The organism is Virgibacillus alimentarius, from assembly GCF_017874635.1.
Classification (GTDB): Bacteria; Bacillota; Bacilli; order Bacillales; family Amphibacillaceae; genus Virgibacillus_B; species Virgibacillus_B alimentarius.
In genome coordinates this window covers 62,291-84,631 of record NZ_JAGIKX010000007.1, presented here as the reverse complement: position 1 = coordinate 84,631, position 22,341 = coordinate 62,291, and the positions used below count along the sequence as shown (strand labels likewise).

At 36.0% G+C, this 22,341-nt stretch carries 22 protein-coding genes; 18 read left to right on the top strand and 4 right to left on the bottom strand.

What is annotated here, in order from left to right:
- Nucleotides 1-130: 130 nt before the first annotated feature.
- The 3 genes from J2Z81_RS06470 to J2Z81_RS06460 all read left to right on the top strand — a co-directional run bounded on the left by J2Z81_RS06470 (nt 131) and on the right by J2Z81_RS06460 (nt 3,712).
- On the top strand, nt 131-1,351 hold the full coding sequence (locus tag J2Z81_RS06470) for an argininosuccinate synthase (RefSeq protein WP_029268793.1): 1,221 nt from the start codon (nt 131-133) through the stop codon (nt 1,349-1,351).
- A 25-nt stretch (nt 1,352-1,376) separates the two neighbouring features.
- On the top strand, nt 1,377-2,753 hold the full coding sequence (gene argH, locus J2Z81_RS06465; protein ID WP_226370940.1) for an argininosuccinate lyase: 1,377 nt from the start codon (nt 1,377-1,379) through the stop codon (nt 2,751-2,753).
- A 155-nt stretch (nt 2,754-2,908) separates the two neighbouring features.
- Nucleotides 2,909-3,712 (top strand): VLRF1 family aeRF1-type release factor, encoded by an 804-nt coding sequence (locus J2Z81_RS06460; protein ID WP_029268791.1) that lies wholly within the window; start codon nt 2,909-2,911, stop codon nt 3,710-3,712.
- Nucleotides 3,713-3,784: 72 nt separating this feature from the next.
- On the opposite strand, the gene J2Z81_RS06455 is transcribed toward J2Z81_RS06460, so the two are convergent.
- The 4 genes from J2Z81_RS06455 to J2Z81_RS06440 are packed head-to-tail and all read right to left on the bottom strand — an operon-like array spanning nt 3,785 to nt 6,773.
- Nucleotides 3,785-4,198, bottom strand: coding sequence for a Fur family transcriptional regulator (locus J2Z81_RS06455; protein ID WP_029268789.1), 414 nt, complete (start codon nt 4,196-4,198; stop codon nt 3,785-3,787).
- The gene (locus tag J2Z81_RS06450) at nt 4,195-5,043 is read right to left on the bottom strand and encodes a metal ABC transporter permease (protein WP_029268787.1); all 849 of its coding nucleotides are present in this window, start codon (nt 5,041-5,043) and stop codon (nt 4,195-4,197) included. Before J2Z81_RS06450 ends, J2Z81_RS06455 begins: the two co-directional genes overlap by 4 nt.
- A gap of 16 nt (nt 5,044-5,059) precedes the next feature.
- The gene (locus J2Z81_RS06445) at nt 5,060-5,815 is read right to left on the bottom strand and encodes a metal ABC transporter ATP-binding protein (RefSeq protein WP_029268785.1); all 756 of its coding nucleotides are present in this window, start codon (nt 5,813-5,815) and stop codon (nt 5,060-5,062) included.
- A gap of 13 nt (nt 5,816-5,828) precedes the next feature.
- Nucleotides 5,829-6,773, bottom strand: coding sequence for a metal ABC transporter solute-binding protein, Zn/Mn family (locus tag J2Z81_RS06440; protein ID WP_029268783.1), 945 nt, complete (start codon nt 6,771-6,773; stop codon nt 5,829-5,831).
- A 351-nt stretch (nt 6,774-7,124) separates the two neighbouring features.
- Between J2Z81_RS06440 and J2Z81_RS06435 the strand changes: the two genes are divergently transcribed.
- The 15 genes from J2Z81_RS06435 (at nt 7,125) to J2Z81_RS06365 (ending at nt 22,335) form a co-directional block, all read left to right on the top strand.
- The gene (locus J2Z81_RS06435) at nt 7,125-9,524 is read left to right on the top strand and encodes a 3-hydroxyacyl-CoA dehydrogenase/enoyl-CoA hydratase family protein (RefSeq protein ID WP_226370939.1); all 2,400 of its coding nucleotides are present in this window, start codon (nt 7,125-7,127) and stop codon (nt 9,522-9,524) included.
- Between the two features lie 20 nt (nt 9,525-9,544).
- Nucleotides 9,545-10,720: an acetyl-CoA C-acetyltransferase gene (locus J2Z81_RS06430; protein ID WP_226370938.1), complete on the top strand. Its 1,176-nt coding sequence runs from the start codon at nt 9,545-9,547 to the stop codon at nt 10,718-10,720.
- A 64-nt stretch (nt 10,721-10,784) separates the two neighbouring features.
- The gene (locus J2Z81_RS06425; RefSeq protein ID WP_226370937.1) at nt 10,785-12,569 is read left to right on the top strand and encodes an acyl-CoA dehydrogenase family protein; all 1,785 of its coding nucleotides are present in this window, start codon (nt 10,785-10,787) and stop codon (nt 12,567-12,569) included.
- Nucleotides 12,570-12,667: 98 nt separating this feature from the next.
- Nucleotides 12,668-13,027: an arsenate reductase family protein gene (locus tag J2Z81_RS06420; protein ID WP_029268775.1), complete on the top strand. Its 360-nt coding sequence runs from the start codon at nt 12,668-12,670 to the stop codon at nt 13,025-13,027.
- 128 nt (nt 13,028-13,155) lie between these two features.
- Nucleotides 13,156-13,539 (top strand): glycine cleavage system protein GcvH, encoded by a 384-nt coding sequence (gene gcvH / locus J2Z81_RS06415; RefSeq protein WP_029268773.1) that lies wholly within the window; start codon nt 13,156-13,158, stop codon nt 13,537-13,539.
- Between the two features lie 170 nt (nt 13,540-13,709).
- A complete protein-coding gene (locus J2Z81_RS06410) occupies nt 13,710-14,066 on the top strand; it encodes a toprim domain-containing protein (protein WP_029268772.1) in 357 nt (118 codons plus the stop codon).
- Nucleotides 14,067-14,119: 53 nt separating this feature from the next.
- On the top strand, nt 14,120-14,425 hold the full coding sequence (locus J2Z81_RS06405) for a thioredoxin family protein (protein WP_029268770.1): 306 nt from the start codon (nt 14,120-14,122) through the stop codon (nt 14,423-14,425).
- Nucleotides 14,426-14,832: 407 nt separating this feature from the next.
- Nucleotides 14,833-15,003 carry a hypothetical protein gene (locus J2Z81_RS06400; RefSeq protein WP_198020926.1) on the top strand — a complete coding sequence of 57 codons (171 nt, stop codon included), beginning with the start codon at nt 14,833-14,835 and terminating at the stop codon, nt 15,001-15,003.
- A 272-nt stretch (nt 15,004-15,275) separates the two neighbouring features.
- A complete protein-coding gene (sufC, locus tag J2Z81_RS06395) occupies nt 15,276-16,061 on the top strand; it encodes a Fe-S cluster assembly ATPase SufC (RefSeq protein WP_029268768.1) in 786 nt (261 codons plus the stop codon).
- A gap of 22 nt (nt 16,062-16,083) precedes the next feature.
- Entirely contained in the window at nt 16,084-17,391 is a 1,308-nt protein-coding gene (gene sufD / locus J2Z81_RS06390) for a Fe-S cluster assembly protein SufD (protein WP_029268766.1), read from the top strand.
- Entirely contained in the window at nt 17,391-18,611 is a 1,221-nt protein-coding gene (locus J2Z81_RS06385; RefSeq protein ID WP_029268764.1) for a cysteine desulfurase, read from the top strand. The genes sufD and J2Z81_RS06385 overlap by 1 nt, the downstream gene beginning before the upstream one ends.
- Nucleotides 18,601-19,035 (top strand): Fe-S cluster assembly sulfur transfer protein SufU, encoded by a 435-nt coding sequence (gene sufU / locus J2Z81_RS06380; RefSeq protein ID WP_029268762.1) that lies wholly within the window; start codon nt 18,601-18,603, stop codon nt 19,033-19,035. Before J2Z81_RS06385 ends, sufU begins: the two co-directional genes overlap by 11 nt.
- Nucleotides 19,036-19,119: 84 nt before the next feature.
- A complete protein-coding gene (sufB, locus tag J2Z81_RS06375; RefSeq protein WP_029268760.1) occupies nt 19,120-20,517 on the top strand; it encodes a Fe-S cluster assembly protein SufB in 1,398 nt (465 codons plus the stop codon).
- Between the two features lie 365 nt (nt 20,518-20,882).
- Nucleotides 20,883-21,092: a hypothetical protein gene (locus tag J2Z81_RS06370; RefSeq protein WP_029268758.1), complete on the top strand. Its 210-nt coding sequence runs from the start codon at nt 20,883-20,885 to the stop codon at nt 21,090-21,092.
- 457 nt (nt 21,093-21,549) lie between these two features.
- Nucleotides 21,550-22,335, top strand: coding sequence for an enoyl-CoA hydratase-related protein (locus J2Z81_RS06365; protein ID WP_226370936.1), 786 nt, complete (start codon nt 21,550-21,552; stop codon nt 22,333-22,335).
- The last annotated feature ends 6 nt before the right edge of the window (nt 22,336-22,341 follow it).

Below are 22,341 nucleotides of genomic sequence, written 5' to 3'. Positions count from 1 at the left end.
TTATTTAAAAAACAGTTAGAAAATATTCTAACTGTTTTTTAAAATTAGTATTGTATTTTTATGCTTTATTATGTATAATAATTCATAATCAATAAAAAGTTCGTTTCAAGTAAAGAAGGGATGGATTTTAATGAGTAAAGAAAAGATTGTATTAGCATATTCTGGTGGTTTAGATACATCCGTTTCAATAAAATGGTTACAGGAAAAATATAATTATGATGTTGTTGCACTTGCGATTGATATGGGAGAAGAAAAGGATTTGGAAGCTGTTCGCCAAAAAGCTCTGCAAGTAGGAGCTGTTGATGCTGTTGTCATTGATGGAAAAGAATTATTAGCAAAAGATTATTTAATGCCTGCTTTGAAGGCGAATGCATTATATGAGGGCAAATATCCACTATCATCAGCTTTAAGTAGACCACTTATTGCTAAGCTGTTAGTGGATGTGGCAGAACAAGAAGGTGCGAGTGCAGTAGCACATGGTTGTACAGGAAAAGGAAATGATCAAATTCGTTTTGAAGTATCAATTAAAGCCTTAAATCCAGACTTAGATGTTGTAGCACCGGTTCGTGAGTGGGGAATGACACGTGATGAAGAAATTGCTTATGCAAAGGAGAAAGGTATTCCTATTCCTATTAATTTAGATAATCCCTTTTCAATCGATGCAAATATATGGGGGCGGGCATGTGAAGCAGGCGTGTTAGAAAATCCATGGAATGAAGCCCCAGAAGAAGCATTTGAATGGACGAATCCGGTAGAAAATACACCAAACGTAGCTGATCATGTAGACATTTCTTTTGAAAAAGGTATTCCTGTTGCCTTGAATGGTCAAGAAATGAATCTCGTTGATATTATCGAAACTTTAAATGAACTTGGGGGAAAACATGGGGTTGGACGTATTGATCATATTGAAAACCGTTTAGTAGGCATTAAATCCCGTGAAGTATATGAAAATCCAGCAGCATTAATATTGATCAATGCCCATAAAGAAATGGAGTTTTTAACACATACGCGTGAGGTTAGTCAATTTAAGGCAAAAGTAGACCAGCAATTTTCACAAATTATTTATGATGGATTATGGTATTCACCATTGCGTCCTGCAATTGATGCTTTTATTAATGAAACACAAGAAGTAGTTACTGGAAAGGTACGTGTCAAGCTGTTTAAAGGAAACCATCAAGTTACAGCACGCAAGTCTCCACAGAGCATGTATAATGAAGCTCTTGCTACGTATGAAAAAGGAGATATGTTTGATCATAATGCGGCAGTTGGATTTATTAAATTGTGGGGATTGCCAACAGAAATTTATGCACAAAATAAAAAAAATACCAATATAGTTATCCATTCAAAGTAATTTTTAACTAAGAGGAGAAAATGACATGACAAAATTATGGGGCGGTAGATTTACAAAAGAAACAGATAAATTAGTAGAAGAATATACAGCATCCATAAACTTTGATAAACAACTTGTTTATGAAGATATCGAAGGAAGCTTGGCACATGTTACAATGCTTGCGGATAAGGAAATCATTTCTGCAGAAGAAAGGGATCAAATAATCCGAGGACTGGTAACAATAAGAGAAAAAGTGGCAGCAGGAAAGGTAGATTATTCTGTTGCCAATGAAGATATTCATATGAATATTGAAAGAATGCTTATTGATGAAATTGGTCCTGTCGGAGGAAAGTTGCATACAGGACGAAGCAGAAATGATCAAGTTGCAACAGATTTTCACCTGTATGTCCGCAAACAAACAAAAATCATGATTAAGCATTTGGAAAACGTCCAACGTGCAATTATAAGTCAGGCAAAAGATAACATGGATACGATCATGCCCGGATATACGCACCTACAGCGAGCGCAGCCCATTTTATTTGCGCATCATTTGTTAGCTTATTTTTGGATGTTTCAGCGTGATAAACAGCGACTTGAAGATAGCCTGAAACGGGTAAATTGGTCGCCTTTAGGTGCGGGCGCTTTAGCAGGGACGACTTTTCCAATCAATCGCGAGCAAACAGCTGAAATGCTTCAATTCGATCAAGTATATCCAAATAGTTTAGATGCTGTTAGTGACCGTGATTTCGCAGTAGAATTTTTATCTGTCTGTTCCATTATTATGACGCATTTATCCAGACTTTCTGAAGAATTAATAACATGGTCTAGTCAAGAGTTCCAATTTATCGAGCTAGATGACGCTTTTTGTACTGGATCCAGTATTATGCCACAAAAAAAGAACCCTGACGTTCCAGAACTTTTACGCGGGAAAACAGGCCGAATCTACGGGAACTTGATGAGTTTACTAACTGTATTAAAAGGTCTTCCATTAGCGTATAACAAAGATATGCAAGAAGACAAAGAGGGTGTATTTGATACTGTAGCGACACTTGATGGGGCACTTAGCTTACTTGCTCCAATGCTAAAAACAATGCATGTTAATAAGGAAAATATGTATCAGGCAGTAGAGCAGGATTATTCGAACGCAACCGATATCGCAGACTATTTAGCGACCAAAGGCCTGCCTTTTCGCGAGGCACATGAAGTGATTGGAAAAATTGTTTTATATGCGATTGAGAATAAAAAGTATCTATTGGATCTGTCACTGGAAGAATATAAGAATTTTCATCATTTATTTGAATCGGATATCTATGATGTATTAGCTTATAAAAACGTTGTAAATGCTCGAAATAGTATAGGAGGTACTGGAAAAGAACAGGTGAAAAATCAGTTGATTCATGCTGAGGAATTTGTCAACCAGTAATGATGAATTAAAAACAGCTAATTTAGCTGTTTTTTTATGGGTAAAGATTTAGGTAAAAACAAACATTTTCTAGCGTATGTAAATAATGTTTATTTAAGGAAGTGAAAGGATAAATATTATTATAAGATTATATTAGGAGGGGTGTTAAAATTATAATGAACATTAGCAAGCAGCTAAACAAGCTAGAAAAAGTAAATAAACAAGGACCTGATAAAGCTTTTACCATGTACTTGAATACAGACCCATCTGATCCGGAACAACAGGGCGGTGAGTGGAAGCTGCAATTTAAAAATGGACTAAGAAATTTTGAACAATACCTAGAAGAAGCCAATAATAAAGAGGAATTAAAAAATTTTCAATTAGTAAAGCAAAAAGTAAAAAAATATGTATTTGAAAATGAACTGGCTTTACGAAAAGGAATTATTATTTTTGCTAGTGCCAGTGAAGATGTTTGGTTTGCAGCTCGTTTTCAAGCTCGGCTAAAAACAGAGTTTTACTGGCAGGAGACTCCTGTGCTTGATCAGTTAAAATCCCTTTGCGAGCATTATCCTAGAACAGGGGTTATTCTCGTTCAGCAAAACGAAATCAAGATCATAGAGTCTTATTTAAATGACGTTGAAAATACGGTGTATTATGAGTTGAATTTAGATACAGATGATTGGAGACAAAAAGTAGGACCACGGGCAGCAAATAATACAACAGGACTCGGTTCAATAAATGCGCAAAAAGAGAATTTTAAAGATCGTTATGAAGCGAATAAGCATCGTTGGTATAAGTGCATTGCTTCTAAATTAGACAAGCGTGCGAAAGATAATCATTGGGAAAAAATATATGTTGTAGGGGAAGCAGATGCGTCACAAGAAATCAAAACACAAATGAATATGCTAGTGGATAAAGTGATTCATAAAAATATGCTCGATCATAAAGAATCGAAGGTACTGTCAGAAGTATTTGGTTAATAAATGAAAAAAGCTGGAGTTTTAGCTCCAGCTTTACCGTCCAGGTTCTGCACATACATTCTTCCGTATATTTTATGCGGATAAACATCCAGGACACAGCCCATAAATTTCGAATTTATGTCCTTCAATATAATAATTTTTTAAGGTTCCTTTTATATCATCCATTGGGCAAAGGGCTATTTCTTTTGTCTTTCCGCATTCTTTGCAAATAAAATGGTGGTGGTGTTCGTTTGTACAATTCATTCGAAAAAGCTTTTCTCCGTTTAATTCTGTAGATTCCAAAATACCGATTTCATGATAGATATTCAAATTTCGGTAAACGGTATCGAAGCTAATTCCCTCATGGATTGCTTCCATATGTTGCATTAGCTCTTTCGCTGTTCGATAACCATCTGCATCAAAAAAATAGGTTAAGATATCTTTTCGCCGACTTGTCGTTTTAAAACCTTTATCATTTAAAAGTTCAATCGCTTCACTCACGTTCATTTTTCAAGCTCTCCTCTCTTAAAATTAAACCGTTTAACGCTGATTGAAAGCAATAAAATAATAATTGATACCACCACTATTGTCCCCCCGGGTGGCATGCTTAAATAGTAACCACTAATTAACCCTGTAATGACTGCAGCTTCCCCAAAAATGATAGACAGAATAATCATTTGTTTAAAACCTCTTGCCAATCTCATGCTTGCTGCAACCGGTAATGTCATTAAGGCAGATACAAGCAAAACCCCAACGATACGAATGGATGCAGCTATAACTAAAGCTGTTAAAACTATAAATAATAAATGGATTCGTTTTGAATGGATTCCAGAAACAGTAGCATGTTCTTCATCAAAAGAGAGTGTCATCAATTCTTTATAAAATAACCCAATACTAAATAAAATGATGATTGAAATTACGATAATTGTAAAGAAGTCTTTTTGACTGATTGCCGAGGCAGATCCGAATAAGTAGTTAAATATATCCGTATTAAAGCCATTTGCCAGGGAGATAAATATAACACTTAAACCAACGCCGCCAGATAAAATAATGGGGATTGCCAGTTCTTGATAATCTTTATAAACGGTACGAAGTTTTTCAATGAAAATTGATCCTATGACCGAAAAAGTCAACCCACTATAGAAAGGTGTTATAATTGCTCCTAAAACTTTCTTTTCTAAAAAGAGACCAAAAGCAATTCCAGCCAAAGTTACATGTGATAGAGCATCCGCTATAAGGGAAAGACGACGGACCACGATAAATGCACCAAGTAAGGGTGCGATTAATCCAATTAATAGACCGGTAAAAAAAGTGTGTCGCAAAAAATCAAATTCTAAAAAGTCAGCTATCATAAAAGTTCCTCCAAGATTAGTGATCGTGCGTGATAACATTTACTGGATGTCCATAAAATCGTGATAATTCAGCTTCAGATAAAGAAGTGTATTCTTCTGGTTTTCCGTGAAAATGAAGGGTTTGATTAAGACATACAATATCTGTGGCATGTTCGGTCATTGTACCGGTATCATGAGTCACAAGCAGTAAAGTAATATCTCGTTTCTCGTTTAATTCGTGCAGTAGTTCATAGAAACGTTTTACATTCTCGTAATCAACACCAACAGTTGGTTCGTCTAAAATTAATAATTCTGGATCACTGACCAGAGCACGGGAAATAAATACACGCTGTTGCTGGCCCCCAGATAAATTCCCGATATTCTGGTATGCATAATCAAGCATGCCGACTTGATCAATGGCATGGAGTACTTTATTTTTATGTTTTTTTGTTAAAAATTTAAAGTATCCGATTTTGGCAGTAAGCCCCATTGAAACGACTTCAAAAACAGTGGCTGGGAACCCTTTGTTAAAAGAATTAGATTTTTGGGAAACAAATCCAATTTTATTCCATTTATGATATTTTTCGATGGCTTCACCGAAGAGTTGAATAGAGCCATTATCTGGTTTTAATAATCGAACAATGAGTTTGATCAAAGTTGTTTTACCGCCGCCATTTGGTCCAATTAGCCCCATGAAAGAACCGCGTGGAACTTCGAAATTGATATCTTTTAAAACCTTTTTATTGTCATACGCATAATTGATATTACTCATTGTTATGATTGGTTTTGACATCATACATCCTCCCTTATTTGATAGCTTTATCTAGTATTTCTAAGTTGTGTTCCATTAATGAGAGATAGTTTTCTTTATTTTTAATATCCTTATCAGTCAAAACAGAGAGATTATGAATCGTTAAAGCTTCTGCATTAATGTGATCTTGAATAATTTCACTTACTCGGTTCGAACTATTTTGTTCAAAAATAATATATTTTAACTGATGTTCTCTCGCCTGACGAATAATTTTTGTTAAATCTCTTTGTGAAGGTTCATTGCTGGAAGAGAGTCCGTTTATTGCAATTTGCTCAATTCCATATCGTTCTTCCCAGTAACCATAAGCAGCATGGGAAACAAGTAGATCTTTATTTTGTTTGGGATTTAAGGTATCAAAGAAGGCTTGATCAAGATTTTCTAGGTTTTTCTTTAGATTATTAAAATTTTCGTTATATTCGTCTTCCTTTGATGGGTTGAGTTTTATTAATTCATCTTTAATTACGGTGCTCATTTCAATCATTCGTTCAGGATCTAACCATATATGAGGATCATGATCTCCATGGTTATGTCCATCGTGATGGTGGGTTTCTTCTGAATGGTTGGAATGACTATTTTCTGAATGAAACAGCTCATCGTGGCGTCCGATTTCAATCAGTTTAACATCTTGTGATTGGAGTGCTTCTGCTGCGTTTTCAGCAAAACCTTCCATACCTGCTCCAAGATAAATAAAAGCATTTCCTTTTGCGATGGTTGTCATCTCTTTAGAAGCAGGTTCATACGTATGTGCATCTACTCCGGGCGGATATACTGATGTTGTGCTCACGGTATCTCCACCAATCCGTTCAACAGCATATTGTATTGGGTAAATTGTTGTATATATGGAAAGCTGATCATTGTTCGGTTGATTAGAGAATGGGGAGCATCCTATTGCAATCAGTCCAATGATTAGTATTGTTATAATTGTTTGATATATTTTCATAAATAAATTCCTTTCCATTTTATTTCATTTTTAATCATATCGTAATGGTTTCGATTTGTAAATAGGAATAATTACGATTCAATAAAAAATGTTATTGTATTTTAGGAAGCTGGGATCAGCGATTAGGGTAGCTACAAAAGAAAGAACGTGTATTTTAGCAAAAATTGCATACGAGCATATCATGATTAATAATAGTGACGCTTTAAAAAATTTGGAAAATTTAAAGATATATATTGCTAAATATTCAAAAGTATTTTATAGTATATATAGACGGATAGATCACTACTATCTTTTATTTTTTAAAATAAAATGAATGAGTATTCATTCAAATTATAGGTAGGAGGACAAAACATGAAGCAAACAATCAAGCGTGCTGCAGTGTTAGGTTCAGGAGTAATGGGTTCCAGTATAGCCGCTCACTTAGCTAATGTTGGAATACCAACGTTAATGCTGGACATAGCACCGCAGGAATTAAAGAAGAATGAGGAAAAAAATGGATTAACGTTAAATGATAAAACAGTTAGAAATCGCTTGGCAGCAGAAAGTAAGAAAAGCCTTTTAAAACAAAAACCATCACCAATTACAACAAAGGAAAGTCTTGACTTAATTGAAGTTGGAAATATGGATGATGATATGGAAAAAATAGCGGATGTTGACTGGATTATCGAAGTAGTTGTAGAAAATCTTGAGATAAAGAAAAAAGTGTTTGCAAATGTTGAAAAGTATCGTAAAGAAGGAACGATTGTAAGTTCGAATACGTCAGGTATTTCAATCGAAGATATGGCTGCTGACTGTTCAGAAGAATTTCAAAAGCATTTTCTAGGTACACACTTTTTTAATCCGCCACGTTACCTGCAATTATTAGAGGTTATACCAACGAAAAACACCGATCCTGAAATTTTGGAATTCATGAAAGAATTTGGAGAGGATGTTCTTGGAAAAGGTGTTGTAGAAGCGAAAGATACGCCTAATTTTATTGCAAATCGAATCGGAACATATGGCTTGCTTGTCACGGTCCAAGAAATGCTAAACAGTGGCTATAGTGTAGGAGAAGTTGATTCAGTTACTGGACCAATGATCGGACGTCCAAAAAGTGCAACATTCCGGACATTGGATGTTGTCGGATTGGATACATTTATCCATGTAGCCAAAAACGTCTTTGACCAGGTGGATGGCAATGAAAAAGAGATGTTCCGCGTTCCGGACTTTATGATGGAGATGCAAAAAAATGGTTGGATTGGATCCAAAGCTGGTCAAGGATTTTACCTGAAAAAGAAGGGTGATAAGGGAAGTGTCATTTATGAACTGAACCCAGAAACAATGGAATATGAGGATCGCAATAAATTAAAAACACCCGCAACTGAAATGGCTAATCAAGCAAAGGGATCCAAAAACAAATTGAAAGCGCTTGTAAAGGCAAAAGGAGACAAAGCCGGTGACTTAGTATGGTCAGTAGTTAAGCCTGTACTTATTTATTCTGCTGAATTACTAGGCGAAATTGCGGATGATATTATTTCAATTGATCAAGCAATGCGTTTAGGGTTTGGCTGGGAAATAGGACCATTTGAAATGTGGGATGCCATTGGCGTTAGCAAGTCAGTTGAGCGTATGCAAGCTGAAGGGGACAAAATTCCAGATTGGGTATTAAAGCATCTGGAAAAAGGAAACGAAACATTTTACCAGGAAGACAATGGTGCTATTTATTACTATGATAACGGGGAATTTAAAAAACAAACGTTTAATAAAAAAGAAATTAATCTAAAAAGATTAAAAGATGTAAATGGAGTTATCAAAAAGAATAAGGGTGCGAGTTTGATTGATTTAGGTGATGGTGTAGCAGGACTAGAATTCCATTCTCAAAGTAATGCAATTGGACCAGACATCATGCAAATGGTGCAATATGCAATTGAGGAAGTTGACAAAAACTACGCGGGCCTTGTTATCGGAAATCAAGGAAAGAATTTTTGTGTAGGTGCCAATCTCGGGATGATGTTATTTGAAGCTCAAGATGATAACTTTTTTGAATTAGATTTGGTTATCAGGCAATTCCAAAACATGGCAATGGCTATCAAATATTCCAATAAACCAGTTGTTACAGCTCCGTTTAATATGACGTTAGGCGGTGGTGCAGAAGTAACGTTGCCTGCAAGTGCCGTTCAAGCATCCCAGGAAACATATCTTGGTCTTGTTGAATGTGGAGTAGGCCTAATACCAGGCGGTGGAGGAACAAAAGAGCTTTATTTAAAGATGCTTCGCAATATGCCACAGGGAATTGATTTTGACCTATCCAAAGTAGCTAATAATGTTTTTGAACAAATCGCAACGGCGAATGTCTCGACTTCTGCTGAAGAGGCGCGTGAAAATGGATATTTGAATAAGCAAGATGGAATTAGTGTAAATCCAGAACATTTACTCTATGACGCAAAACAAAAAGTATTATCTTTAGCAAAAGCAGGATATGCTGCTCCAAAACGTGAAAAGATTCCTGTAGTCGGTGATTCCGGATATGCAGCTATGTTGCTAGGTGCAAAATCACTTCAATATAGCGGTTATGCTTCAGACCATGACCTGAAAATTGCAGAAAAGTTAGCTTATGTACTATCTGGTGGCCGAATTACGGCAGGATCCTATATTGATGAACAAACAATGCTTGATATAGAGCGTGAGGCATTCTTGAGTCTGATAGGTGAACCGAAAACTCAAGCTAGAATGCAACATATGCTAATGAAAGGAAAACCACTTCGCAATTAATAAACTAAGGAGGAAGTAACATGAAGGAAGCTGTAATTGTTGCAGGTGCAAGAACACCGGTAGGGAAAGCGAAAAAGGGTAAACTTGCTACAACACGACCTGATGATTTAGCAGCATTAACGATTAAAGAAACGTTAAAACGTGCTGGAGATTATAATGGAAATATAGATGATGTCATTATCGGCTGTGCAATGCCAGAGGCAGAACAAGGGCTAAATATGGCTCGTAATATTGTAGGGCTTGCAGATTTAAAAACGGATATACCTGCTATTACGATTAATCGCTATTGCTCCTCCGGTTTACAAAGTATCGCTTATGCAGCAGAACGAATAATGGTTGGTGCAAGTGATTCAATTATTGCAGGCGGGGCAGAGTCAATGAGTTTAATTCCTACAGGCGGACATAACATCAAGCCAAATTCTAAGCTTGTAGAGACTGCACCAGAATATTACATGTCAATGGGACACACCGCGGAAGAAGTAGCCAAACGATTTAATATTTCAAGAAGCGATCAAGATGCTTTTGCTGTGCAAAGTCATGAACGTGCTGCGAAGGCGATTAGCGAAAATAAATTTAAAGATGAAATTGTTCCTGTGGAAGTAACAAATCGTTTTGTAGGAAAAGAAAATAAAATTGACGAAAAAACAAAGATGTTTGACACCGACGAAGGCGTGCGCCCGGGAACATCGATAGAGGTTCTCTCCAAACTGCGTTCAGCTTTTTCTGTGACTGGATCAGTTACAGCTGGGAATTCATCACAAATGAGTGATGGAGCTGCTTCTGTACTTGTTATGGATAGGGAAAAAGCAGAATCAGAGGGCCTAACTCCACTAGTGAAATTTCGGTCATTTGCTGTTGCTGGAGTTGCTCCCGAAATAATGGGTGCAGGACCAGTAGAGGCAGTACCAAAAGCATTGAAGATTGCTGGACTTGACCTTTCTGATATTGGATTAATCGAATTGAACGAGGCATTTGCTTCACAGTCTGTTCATGTAATAAACACACTCGGTTTAGATACAGATAAAGTGAATGTTAATGGAGGAGCTATTGCTTTAGGACATCCGTTGGGTATGACTGGCACAAAGCTAACATTAAGCCTGGCTCATGAAATGGCACGCCGCAATGTGCAATTTGGCGTTGTGACAATGTGTATTGGAGGTGGAATGGGAGCAGCAGGTGTTTTTGAACTCTTGTAATCTGCCATTCTATGTATAAAAGGTTCATTTAGATTTTATTTATTAAAAAAAGGGGACGATAAGAATGAGTGAAACACAAGAAAAAACTTTTAAAGGCGGCGCATTTTTAGTAGAAGATTTACAGGCTGATGATGTTATTACGCCGGAGGATTTTACGGAAGAACATCATATGATTGCCAAAACAACGGAAGATTTTGTACTTGGTGAAGTTGTACCAAAAATTGATAATCTGGAAAATCATGAATTTGAGCATTCTGTAGATTTATTGAAAAAAGCAGGTGAGCTAGGATTACTTGGCGCAGATGTACCTGAAGAATATGGCGGATTAGCATTAGATACGATTAGTTCTGCACTAATTTCCGAGAAATTTTCTCGTGCAGGTGGATTTTCAGTAACACATGGTGCACATGTTGGAATTGGTTCACTTCCAATTGTCTTTTTCGGAAATGATCAACAAAAAGAAAAGTACTTGCCGAAACTAGCAACCGGTGAATTATTAGCTGCTTATGCATTAACAGAACCAAGCTCTGGATCTGATGCTTTAGGCGCAAAAACTACAGCTAAACTGAATGAAGCAGGAACACATTATGTTTTAAATGGAGAAAAACAATGGATCACAAACTCTGCATTTGCTGATGTCTTTATTGTCTATGCAAAAATTGACGGTGAACATTTCTCGGCATTCATCGTTGAAAGAGACTTTCCTGGTGTCTCAACTGGTCCTGAAGAAAAGAAAATGGGGATCAAAAGTTCATCAACACGTACATTAGTGTTAGAGGATGCGGAAGTTCCGGTTGAAAATTTGTTAGGAGAAAAAGGACGCGGACATATTATTGCATTTAATATTTTAAATGTTGGTCGTTATAAATTAGCAATTGGCGGTGTAGGTGGCTCAAAACGAAGCATAGAGCTTGCTACAAAATATGTTAATGAACGAAAGCAATTTAATACTCCTATTTCAAGTTTTTCTCTTACACAAGAAAAATTAGCTACAATGGCCGTAGAGACCTATGCAAATGAAAGTGCTGTTTACCGCACAGTAGGTTTGTTTAAACAACGCATGAGTTCTTTAACTGATGAGCAGCTTAAAGATGGACGTGAAATTGCCCGGGCAATTGCAGAATATCAAATTGAGTGTTCCATGAATAAATACACTTGTACAGAGCTACTTGATTATGTATCTGACGAGGCTCTTCAACTTCATGGCGGCTATGGTTTTATGCAAGAATATGAAGTAGAGCGTATGTACCGGGATTCAAGAATTAACCGAATTTTTGAAGGAACAAATGAAATCAATCGTCTTCTTGTTCCTGGAACGTTACTGAAGAAGGCAATGAAGAAGGAATTGCCTTTACTTCAAAAAGCGCAAGAGTTACAAGAAGAATTAATGATGCTGATGCCGGAAGAAGTTGGTTCTGAGACATTAGAGCAGGAAAAATATTTATTGAAAAATGCAAAGAAAATAGTATTGCTGGGCGCTGGATTAGCTGCACAAAAATTCCAACAAAATATTGAAAATGAACAAGAAATTCTTGTGAATTTAGCGGATATAGCTGCAGAAGTATACAATATGGAGGCAGCAATTCTTCGTACACAGAAAGCAATTGATAGAAATGGCGAAGAAAATAGCAAACAAAAACTTCTATACACACAAGTTTATGCTCAGGAAGCTTTTAACCGTATTGAAGCAGATGCTAAAGAAACATTAATTGCAGTAGAAGAAGGTGACGCATTACGTATGATGCTTTCATCTTTACGCAAACTTACAAGACATACACCAATCAACGTAATTGCTAAAAAACGAGAAATTGCTTCTACTATCATTGATGAAGAAAAATATATTGTATAGTATTTGAATGAAAAAGACCTGCCGCATGCATTAGATGTGGCAGGCCTTTATTCTTATGTTACAATACAAGGGAAACGATGAAATGAAGGAGGGAAATAATGGTGTTATCCTTTTATTGGTACCCGAAGTGTGGCACGTGTAAAAAAGCGAAAAAGTGGCTTGATGATAATGATGTTCCGTATACCAGTATACATATCGTGGATGAAACACCAGCAAAAGAGGTGTTATTGGACCTCATTGATAAGAGCGGTTTACCGGCTAAAAAATTTTTCAACACAAGCGGAAAAAAATATCGTGAGCTTAATATGAAGGATAAAATAAAAGATGCCAGTAAAGTGGAAATGGCAGAATTTTTAGCTTCTGATGGTATGTTAATCAAGCGCCCTATTGCAACAGATGGAACAAATGTGCTTGTTGGTTTTAACGAGGATACATATAAAGAAATGTGGTTAAAATAAAATGAATGATGTACTTTCCAATTATCTCTTTTTTACTTGATAATCGAAGTGAATTCTTTTATTATTAGATATACTAACATAGAAAAAGACATGCCTATACTTATGCAATTAAAAACGGAGGGATTACAGTGAGTTTACCAAAAGATTTATTGTATTCAGAAGAGCACGAATGGGTTAAAAAAGAAGGTGACAAAGTTCGTATTGGTATTACAGACTTTGCTCAATCAGAATTGGGAGATATTGTATTTGTAGAACTTCCTGAAGAAGGTGACGATATCGAAGCTGATGAGCCATTCGGAAGTGTTGAATCAGTTAAGACAGTTTCTGAACTATATGCGCCAATTAGCGGAAAAGTTGTTGAAATAAATGAAGACTTAGAAGATAGTCCAGAATTTGTAAACGAGTCACCATATGAAAAAGCTTGGATGATCGTAGTAGAGCCATCAAATGAATCAGAAATTGATGAGCTTCTATCAGATGAGCAATATCAAGAATTTATAAATGAAGATTAATAATTAGAAACATACAAAGACTGACTCGCATCTAGTAAAGTTGCGGGTCAGTCTTATTTGTACTTTAATACAGTTTGAAACATATACTATATATTAAGAAGCAAATAAAAATAATTTAAAGAATATGCTAACGCTGGCTTTTTTGTTTAATGATGAAGGGGTGTTATGGTATGATGGGTGATGATACAGATAGGATTGTTATTGTTGAGGGGTTAACAGATAAAAGGCAAATAGAAAAAGTACTAATGGACGACATCACGATTATTTGTACAAATGGAACACTTGGAGTAGAACGATTTGATGAATTATTAGATGGTTATGATTTAGATTATAAAGATGTTTATATTCTTGTTGATGAAGATGATGCCGGAATAAAACTCAGGAAACAATTAGCGCATGAGCTTCCGCACGCAGAACATATTTATGTAAACAGTGAATTTCGGGAGGTGGCAACAACCCCTGAAGAAATTTTAGCAATGGCATTAATAGATAAGGATATAATGGTTAACCCCATTTATTTAATGTAGATTACATTAGATGTATTATACAATATAACGATAAGGTGATTTTTTTGCTATCGATGACAAATGAACTTTTAAACACAGAACGTTATTTATTATATATTCACACACCTTTTTGCGGTACATGCCATTTGGCAAGATCTATGCTTGAGCATATTGAATCAGTCCATAGAGAGGACATCTTTTATGAAATGAATGCATCTTTGTTCTCTGACTTTATGCAAGAGGCAAAAATAGAAAGTGTGCCTTGTTTATTTATTAAGGAAGAGAATGAAATAAAAGAAAAAATTTATGCTTTTAAGTCTATTCCTAATATTTACTCTTATCTACTGAAGTATAAACCTGAATTGTTTAGTAGAAAGTAACAATTTAAAATATAGCCAATATTGTTGACGAAACCATATGAAAGAACACAAAACTTGAGATATAACGTCTTTCTGTTCTCAAGCAGAAAGGCTTTTTATATTTAGGAGGAATTTTAATTGATTTAAATTGAAGATTTACGCAAGAGCTGTTGTTCTTGTTGATGGAGATCATTAACGGATATTTCATGAGTTATGAAATCGAAAAACACAGTATTCAATTGTTAATGACAGAGAAATTCATTGTTTTAAGACTTGGGGAACATTATATTTAAGAGAATTCATAAAATGAAGCTTTTTTCGCCAATATGTGTTTATTCGCACTTTGTCTGGGGTATTCTATATGTGATACGATAAAGTTGATTGCAAATAAACCGAAAGGATGGTTCACTATCCAAAGTGGAATACGAATGAATTATACTCCAAAAATGGAAAAAGCAATGCAACAGTCTCATAATATGGGATATGCGGAGTACAGCAGAAAATTTGATAAACGACTCACTGTTGAAAAACGGAGACAACAGGAGTATGAACAATGTAAACATCTTATCGCTGAAATAGATAATCAAATTCATAAGTAATAATATGATATACTGGTGTTCCCGATTGAAAGGATCACCAGTATTTTTATGGTTTATGAATGAATAGTATCTACTCGTTTTACTCCTATTAATCTCCCTTTATTGAAAATATGATATCATTTTTATCATTAAGAAATTTTTATAATTAACCCATCTACACCTTAAAACTAAAAGAGTTGAATATTGATTCTAAATGATTTAAGATTATAATTAGAATAAATTAAGAATGGATTGAAACTTCATTCAAACAAATAGTACTTGGAGGTATCGACATGGCTGGATCAGTTTTAGAAATTAAGAATCTTCATGTAACCATTGAAGGTAATGAAATATTAAAAGGTGTAAACCTTACAATAAAAGGCGGAGAATTCCATGCAATCATGGGTCCCAATGGTACTGGAAAATCAACGCTTGCTTCCGCGATTATGGGACATCCTAAATTTGAAATTACAGAAGGAAGTATTCATCTAGACGGGGAAGATGTACTAGAGATGGAAGTAGATGAGCGCGCACGTGCTGGCCTATTCCTCGGAATGCAATATCCTAGTGAAATCAGCGGAGTAACAACTTCTGACTTCTTACGTTCTTCCATTAATGCTCGCCGTGAAGAAGGCGATGAGATCTCTTTAATGAAGTTTATCAAGGAAATGGACAAAACGCTTGATTTTCTAGAAATAGATAAAAATATGGCACAACGCTATCTGAATGAAGGATTTTCAGGCGGAGAGAAAAAACGTAACGAAATTTTGCAATTAATGATGATGAAGCCAGAAATTGCAATTTTGGATGAAATTGACTCCGGTCTTGATATTGACGCATTGAAAATAGTTTCTAAAGGTATTAATAAAATGCGCGAAGATAACTTCGGATGCCTAATCATTACACACTACCAACGTTTATTAAACTATATTACACCTGATTACGTCCACGTGATGATGCAAGGCCGTGTTGTTAAATCAGGCGGTCCTGAATTAGCACAAAGACTAGAAGCGGAAGGCTATGAGTGGATTAAAGCAGAACTAGGCATCGAAGACGAAACAGTAGGGCAAAAAGCGTAATAGTATTGTTAGGAGGGGTAAAATGACTGTAGAAACAAAACTGCCATACGATAAAGAATATATCGAACAGTTTTCGCAAAAAAGAAATGAACCAGAATGGATGAAATCATTACGCCTTCAAGCTTTAGAGCAAGCTGATGCGCTAGAAATGCCTAAGCCTGATAAAACAAAAATAAATCGTTGGAATTTCAGTAAATTCAAGCATGTATCAGAGCGAGAAGCGATTTCATCAAAGAATGATTTGCCATCTGAAATTCAAGGCTTATTAAATCAAGAAGGTGCATCGGAAAACGTATTGGTTCAGTGTAACCAAACTGTAGCATATAGTGCTTTAAGTAAAGAGTTAAAAGATAAAGGTGTTATTTTTACAGATATATTCACAGCTATTCAAAATCATGAAGATTTAGTAAAAAGATACTATATGAAAGACGCTGTTTCTGTAGATGAGCATCGGTTAACGGCTTTCCATGCAGCGCTCATGAATGGTGGGATATTCGTATATATTCCAAAAAATGTACAGGTAGAAGAGCCCCTGCAAGCTATTTTCTGGCAAGAAGATCCTGAGACAGCATTGTTTAATCATGTGTTAGTAGTAGCAGACGATAACAGTTCGTTAACCTATGTCGAGAATTACATTTCACATAATGATGAACAAGAAACAATAGCAAACGTAGTAACTGAAGTAATAGCATATAACAATGCAACAGTATCTTTTGGTGCAGTTGACAACTTTGCTGCCGGAACAACCACATATATGAATCGTCGTGGAATTGCATATCGTGATGCTACGATTAATTGGGCATTGGGGCAAATGAACGATGGTAATACAATATTTGAAAATGTCAGTCACCTAGTAGGTGATAATTCAAGTGTATTCCCTAAAACTGTTACGATTGGCAGAGGGAAACAAATTGAAAACTTCACTGCAAAAACAGTTCATTATGGCTTAAATACAGATGCACAAATTTTGCAGCATGGGGTGCAAAAAGATAGTGCAACTTCAATCTTCAATGCAGTCGGAAAAATTGAAAATGGTGCATCAAAGGCTAATGCGGAACAAGAATCTCGTGTTCTGATGTTAAGTAAGAATGCACGAGGAGATGCAAACCCTATTCTTTTAATAGACGAAGATGATGTTACAGCGGGGCACGCAGCATCAGTAGGAAGAGTAGATCCGCTTCAACTTTATTATTTAATGAGTCGTGGTATCACAAGAACAGAGGCAGAGCGCTTAATCATTCATGGGTTCCTTGCACCAGTTGTTAATCAATTACCAATTGCTTCCGTTAGAGAACAATTAAAAGAAGTCATTGAGAAGAAGGTATACTAATGGATATAAATGCTATTAAAGAACAATTTCCAGTGTTAAATCAGGAGATTAATGGACATCCTCTTGTTTATTTGGACTCTTCTGCAACTGCACAAAAACCATTGTCCGTCATCGAAGCAGTTAATGATTATTATCGACAAGATAATTCTAATGTGCATAGAGGTGTTCACACACTTGGCTCACGAGCTACCGACAAGTATGAAGGTGCTCGTGAGAAAGTGCGGCGATTCATTCATGCAGAGAGTTCCGCCGAAATAATATTTAATCGTGGAACAACAACTGGGATCAATACTGTTGCAACAAGTTATGCACGTCATCATTTAACAGCGGGTGATGAAATTGTTATTACCCCAATGGAACATCATAGTAACATTATTCCATGGCAGCAAGCAGCAAAGGCCACAAATGCTACGTTGAAATATATCCCTTTACAATCCGATGGCACAATAACACTTGAAGATGTGCGAAAGACAGTTACTAAAAACACAAAAATTGTTGCCATAACACATGTATCCAATGTATTAGGTACAGTGAATCCAGTAAAAGAAGTTGCTAAAATTGCTCATGAAAATGGAGCGATTATTCTTGTGGATGGCGCTCAAGGTGCACCACATATTAAAGTGGACGTAAAAGATATGGACTGTGACTTTTATGCGTTTTCCGGACACAAAATGTGTGGTCCTACTGGTATTGGGGTATTGTATGGTAAACGAGAATTGCTAGAGTCTATGGAACCAGTTGAATTTGGAGGAGAAATGATAGATTTCGTAAATTTATACGATTCTACATGGAAAGAACTCCCTTGGAAGTTTGAAGGCGGGACACCAGTTATTGCTGGAGCAATTGGTTTAGGTGCTGCAATTGATTTTCTGAATGAAATCGGCATGGATAAAGTGGCAAATTATGAGCATGAATTGGCAGATTATGCAATAGAAAGAATGAATACAATTGATGATATCGAAATCTATGGGCCTGAAAAAAGAGCTGCATTAGTAACGTTTAATTTGAAGGGTGTACATCCGCATGATACAGCAACGGTACTTGATGCAGAGGGAATTGCTGTACGGGCGGGTCACCATTGTGCCCAACCGCTTATGAAATGGCTGGATGTAACAGCTACAGCACGTGCGAGTTTTTATTTGTATAATACAAAAGAAGATGTTGACATTTTGGTTGATGGACTTTTAAAAACGAAGGAGTTTTTTGGTAATGTCTTTTAGTAATCTAGACCAACTGTACCGGCAAGTAATAATGGATCATTACAAAAACCCTCGTAATAAGGGAGTTATCGATGGTGACGTACTGACTGTTGATATGAATAATCCAACTTGTGGGGATCGTATACAATTACAATTACAAGTAGAAGATAATATCGTAAAAGATGTTAAATTCGATGGTGAAGGTTGTTCGATCAGCATGTCCTCTGCGTCTATGATGACTCAAGCAATTAAGGGGAAAACGTTAGATGATGCATTACAAATGTCTGAATTGTTTTCCGATATGATGCTTGGAAAAGACATGGATACAGCAGATTTAGACTTGGAAGATATAGAAGCACTACAAGGAGTTTCTAAGTTTCCAGCACGCATTAAATGTGCTACACTAGCATGGAAGGCAATGGAAAAAGGTGTTCATAAAGAGTAGTTAGCCAATGGATTAGCATACAAACCTAAATGTCCTAAAAGGCATTACTCCGTTTGTATGAATATCTTATAGGAGGTTTTAATCATGGCGAAAGATATACCTGAAATGGAAGAATATAAATATGGTTTCCACGATAAGGATGTTTCTGTTTTTCGTACTGAGAGAGGCTTGACGAAAAACGTTGTTGAAGAAATTTCCCGAATGAAAGAGGAACCAGAATGGATGCTTGAAAAACGCTTAAAAGCGTTAGATGTTTTTTATAGTAAACCAATGCCTCAATGGGGTGGTGATCTTTCTGAGTTAGACTTTGATGAAATTGTCTATTATGTAAAACCTTCTGAAAAACAAGGAAGAACTTGGGATGAAGTACCCGATGAAATTAAGGAAACATTTGATAAACTCGGCATTCCAGAGGCAGAGCAAAAGTATCTAGCCGGTGTTTCAGCTCAATATGAATCAGAAGTAGTTTATCAAAGTCTAGAGCAAGACTTAGAAAAACTTGGAATTATTTTTAAAGATACAGACACAGCACTTAGAGAGCATGAAGAGCTGTTTAAAGAATATTTTGGTAAAGTTATACCAGCTTCAGATAATAAATTTGCTGCGTTAAATACTGCAGTATGGTCAGGTGGTTCATTCATCTATGTACCAAAAGGTGTAGAAACAACATCACCACTGCAAGCTTACTTCCGTATTAACTCCGAAAATATGGGACAATTTGAAAGAACTTTAATTATTGTTGATGAAGGTGCATCTGTACATTATGTAGAAGGTTGTACAGCTCCTGTATTTACAACAAATTCACTACACAGTGCAGTAGTAGAAATTTTCGTTAAAAAAGATGCATATTGCCGTTATACAACAATCCAAAACTGGGCAAATAACGTTTATAATTTAGTTACAAAGCGTGCAACTTGTGAATCCAATGCAACAATGGAATGGATTGATGGAAATATGGGATCTAAGCTTACCATGAAATACCCAGCTGTACTTCTAGCAGGAGAAGGAGCACGCGGAAACACCATTTCGATTGCTTTGGCTGGGAAAGGCCAGCATCAAGACGCAGGCGCTAAAATGCATCACTTAGCACCAAATACTTCTTCATCTATTGTTTCAAAGTCAATTTCGAAAAAAGGTGGAAAAGTAAATTACCGAGGTATCGTTCATTTTGGACGTAAAGCGGAAGGTGCCCGTTCTAATATTGAGTGTGATACGTTGATTATGGATAACGAATCAACATCAGATACAATCCCGTATAATGAAATTTATAATGACAATATTTCACTTGAACACGAAGCAAAAGTATCTAAAGTTTCAGAAGAACAGCTATTCTACCTGATGAGTAGAGGTTTAGGAGAGCAAGAAGCAACAGATATGATCGTAATGGGCTTCATTGAACCATTTACGAAAGAGCTACCAATGGAATATGCTGTAGAAATGAACCGTCTGATTAAGATGGAAATGGACGGTTCTGTTGGTTAATAATGAAAACCCCTTGCCATATTAATGTTTATGGCTAGGGGGTTTCTTTATTTTATTATGGTTCTAAGTCAAATGTTGGCCTGAGCACTAGCTTACTCCTAAATTATGCGTTCCGAGCCTTGTTTGATTATTAATTCTTTCCATATAACGATTATGTAATTCATAATCGAAGCCTTTCAATAAGATCATAAAATTGATATCATCTTTCCTTGGTTGCTCTTAAATCGTTTGTAGACAATTCCCTTCCTTTTATTTGATAAATAGGTCAATTCGCATTAAGTGTAAGAATTAAAAGGGACAAGAATTTGCAGGAATTTTTAGTATAAAAGGGTTTGCTACACAAACACTATAATGAGGTGAAAAAAATGAAGGAACAATCAAACAAGAAATCTCAGTTTCCAACAAAGGCAAATGAGGAAGAGCAAATAAACGTTCACAATGAGCTAAAAGCCAATAAACCTTTACCTATGCAGAATAAGTTTGCGGGGGACTCAGTTGATGAACATAAAAGGCTCGAAGCAGCAAATGAAATTATTGCAAAGAAGGAGATTTCGCAAACATATAACAATTCATGATTTCCGGCGAATATACACGTTTTGAAAATCTATTGGGTTGTTAGTGGTTTAAATGCAAATTGGAAAAAGTATTACTGAATATTAAATCGGTTGTTATAAATATGATGCCAAATACGATGGCAATTTTTATTTTTTTAGTTATCCGTTTTCATGCATCGGGCTTATCGTAATCGGTAAGCTTATTCTTTTGGGTATTAAATCGTAAACACTTTTGCACATACATTTTTGTCTATTTGAATTTATTTGATTCAACTTTTTATAAATAGTTTTCGTTCAAGTGATTCGTCTACTATTTATTAATTATCTTAGACACTTTTGGTTTTTATGTCTAAATAGTGTATAATTGCCTATACAATTATACACTATTTTGCTAATAATTAATTGGAAACGCTGTCATAATAGGCTGGCATAAAAGTTGCATTGATATCTGTATAGATCGTTAAAGGAGGCAAATGGAATGGATAATAAATATACAAATTTAACCTATGAAGGATCATTGGCTATTTTAGAAATAAATGCACCGCCAGCTAACGCATTATCTTCCGCGTGTATCAATGAATTGCGTGAAGTTATTGCGGAATTAGATAACAATGAGGATGTTTTTGCTGTGATAATCACAGGTCATGGTCGCTTTTTTGTTGCAGGTGCAGACATAAAAGAGTTTATTCCTGCAATGGGGAACGATCAAAGAGGATTAGAAATGGCTAAAGCCGGTCAAGCATTGTGTGATGAAATAGAATCGATGAGAAAGCCTGTAATTGCAGCGATTAACGGACCAGCCCTTGGAGGAGGATTAGAACTTGCTATGGGATGCCACATTCGAATTGCTTCAGATGAGGCTATTCTTGGGCTTCCAGAATTAAATCTTGGTTTGATTCCTACTTTTGGCGGAACACAAAGATTAAGTCGACTAACTGGTGTATCAACAGCTGTAGATTTAATATTATCAGGTAAACAATTATCCGCTAAAGAGGCAGTATCATATGGAATTGTGAAGGAAGTAGTTTCGAAGGATGAACTTATGTTCAGAGCGGGGGCAATTGCGAATTCCTATATTAAAAACAAAAGTATGCAAGCTATTAGCCGTACAGTCCAAGCAATTGTTAAAGGTAATAACGAAACAATAGATTCAGGTTTAAAACGAGAAAGAGAACTATTTGCTGAATTGTTTTTAACGCATGATGCAAAAGAAGGTGTCGAAGCATTCAGTGAAAAACGTTCACCAAACTTTAAACATTCATAGAAGGAG

What these genes read in the sequence shown, in the direction of transcription:
- J2Z81_RS06470 (WP_029268793.1), top strand. Translation starts at nt 131, where the DNA reads ATGAGTAAAGAAAAGATTGTATTAGCATATTCTGGTGGTTTAGATACA.
- argH (WP_226370940.1), top strand. Translation starts at nt 1,377, where the DNA reads ATGACAAAATTATGGGGCGGTAGATTTACAAAAGAAACAGATAAATTA.
- J2Z81_RS06460 (WP_029268791.1), top strand. Translation starts at nt 2,909, where the DNA reads ATGAACATTAGCAAGCAGCTAAACAAGCTAGAAAAAGTAAATAAACAA.
- J2Z81_RS06455 (WP_029268789.1), bottom strand. Translation starts at nt 4,198, where the DNA reads ATGAACGTGAGTGAAGCGATTGAACTTTTAAATGATAAAGGTTTTAAA.
- J2Z81_RS06450 (WP_029268787.1), bottom strand. Translation starts at nt 5,043, where the DNA reads ATGATAGCTGACTTTTTAGAATTTGATTTTTTGCGACACACTTTTTTT.
- J2Z81_RS06445 (WP_029268785.1), bottom strand. Translation starts at nt 5,815, where the DNA reads ATGTCAAAACCAATCATAACAATGAGTAATATCAATTATGCGTATGAC.
- J2Z81_RS06440 (WP_029268783.1), bottom strand. Translation starts at nt 6,773, where the DNA reads ATGAAAATATATCAAACAATTATAACAATACTAATCATTGGACTGATT.
- J2Z81_RS06435 (WP_226370939.1), top strand. Translation starts at nt 7,125, where the DNA reads ATGAAGCAAACAATCAAGCGTGCTGCAGTGTTAGGTTCAGGAGTAATG.
- J2Z81_RS06430 (WP_226370938.1), top strand. Translation starts at nt 9,545, where the DNA reads ATGAAGGAAGCTGTAATTGTTGCAGGTGCAAGAACACCGGTAGGGAAA.
- J2Z81_RS06425 (WP_226370937.1), top strand. Translation starts at nt 10,785, where the DNA reads ATGAGTGAAACACAAGAAAAAACTTTTAAAGGCGGCGCATTTTTAGTA.
- J2Z81_RS06420 (WP_029268775.1), top strand. Translation starts at nt 12,668, where the DNA reads ATGGTGTTATCCTTTTATTGGTACCCGAAGTGTGGCACGTGTAAAAAA.
- J2Z81_RS06410 (WP_029268772.1), top strand. Translation starts at nt 13,710, where the DNA reads ATGATGGGTGATGATACAGATAGGATTGTTATTGTTGAGGGGTTAACA.
- J2Z81_RS06405 (WP_029268770.1), top strand. Translation starts at nt 14,120, where the DNA reads ATGACAAATGAACTTTTAAACACAGAACGTTATTTATTATATATTCAC.
- J2Z81_RS06400 (WP_198020926.1), top strand. Translation starts at nt 14,833, where the DNA reads ATGAATTATACTCCAAAAATGGAAAAAGCAATGCAACAGTCTCATAAT.
- sufC (WP_029268768.1), top strand. Translation starts at nt 15,276, where the DNA reads ATGGCTGGATCAGTTTTAGAAATTAAGAATCTTCATGTAACCATTGAA.
- sufD (WP_029268766.1), top strand. Translation starts at nt 16,084, where the DNA reads ATGACTGTAGAAACAAAACTGCCATACGATAAAGAATATATCGAACAG.
- J2Z81_RS06385 (WP_029268764.1), top strand. Translation starts at nt 17,391, where the DNA reads ATGGATATAAATGCTATTAAAGAACAATTTCCAGTGTTAAATCAGGAG.
- sufU (WP_029268762.1), top strand. Translation starts at nt 18,601, where the DNA reads ATGTCTTTTAGTAATCTAGACCAACTGTACCGGCAAGTAATAATGGAT.
- sufB (WP_029268760.1), top strand. Translation starts at nt 19,120, where the DNA reads ATGGCGAAAGATATACCTGAAATGGAAGAATATAAATATGGTTTCCAC.
- J2Z81_RS06370 (WP_029268758.1), top strand. Translation starts at nt 20,883, where the DNA reads ATGAAGGAACAATCAAACAAGAAATCTCAGTTTCCAACAAAGGCAAAT.
- J2Z81_RS06365 (WP_226370936.1), top strand. Translation starts at nt 21,550, where the DNA reads ATGGATAATAAATATACAAATTTAACCTATGAAGGATCATTGGCTATT.